The 907-nt window shown below is 55.0% G+C and carries 2 protein-coding genes; both read right to left on the bottom strand.

Annotated elements, in window-relative coordinates; translation table 11 throughout:
• On the bottom strand, positions 1 to 476 hold a 476-nt coding region (locus H6B10_RS14695; protein WP_345941859.1), incomplete at its 3' end, for a transcription antitermination factor NusB.
• Positions 473 to 907 (bottom strand): methionyl-tRNA formyltransferase (locus H6B10_RS14700; RefSeq protein WP_430661765.1); only part of this gene is annotated, 435 nt, incomplete at its 5' end. The genes H6B10_RS14700 and H6B10_RS14695, both read right to left, overlap by 4 nt.

The raw sequence follows: 907 nt of genomic DNA on the forward strand, positions 1-907 counted from the left end.
TACTGCTCATACAGTAGCTCCGCCACCGGATGAGACAGACATTCATAAATTTCCAACCGTTCCAACGGATTCCGGAAATCTTCTGCTTGAATATGAACGGTTGCCGCGCGGCGCAGTATTGCATTCACCATGCCGGCCGCACTTGTTTTGCCCATCGCCTTGGTGAGCTTTACCGACTCATTGACTGCTGCCGGGAGCGGCACATCCATATAACGTGCCTGCGCAAGGCCTGCCCGCAGGATGGCACGCACCGGTGTATCCAACCGGACAACCGGCTTTTTGCTGAAGCGATTCAGCAGATGGTCCAACAGTGGCTGATATTCCAAGACTGTATAAAAAATACGTGCCGCAAAAGCAGCGTCTCTGGCATCCAGGGGCGGAACACATTTTTTCAGTTCTGCATCAAGGACCAGGTTTGCATATCCTTCCTGTTCCTGATGCATCAATGCCTTGACGGCCAAACGGCGGGGCGTCACAGCACATCTCCCACTTTCATCCGACGACCGGCCGCCCAGGCAGTTCCGGCCATCGGCTTGCCGCCTTCGGGGGTTACAGTCAGCAATTCCACTGCATCGCTGCCCGTTGCAATGGTCAACGGTTTAAGGGCCAGCACCGTGCCAGGGGCTGCACCGCATTCATTTTTAGCTACGCGGCACTCCAACACTTTGATTTTTTTACCGTCCTGTTCAAACCAGGCCACCGGCCAGGGATTCATACCGCGCACCCAATTGTGAATATGCATGGCATCCTGCGTAAAGTCAAACCGCGCCATTTCCTTATTGAGCGGCGGTGCCATGGTTGCCTGCTCATGCTGTTGCGGTACGGCCTGCAGTTGTCCGGCCTGCAGCTTTTCCAGTGCTGCAACCAAAGTTTTGGCGCCAATGGCACTGACACGGTCAAACAGCTG

This window comes from Gemmiger formicilis (assembly GCF_016901605.1).
Classification (GTDB): Bacteria; Bacillota; Clostridia; order Oscillospirales; family Ruminococcaceae; genus Gemmiger; species Gemmiger formicilis_B.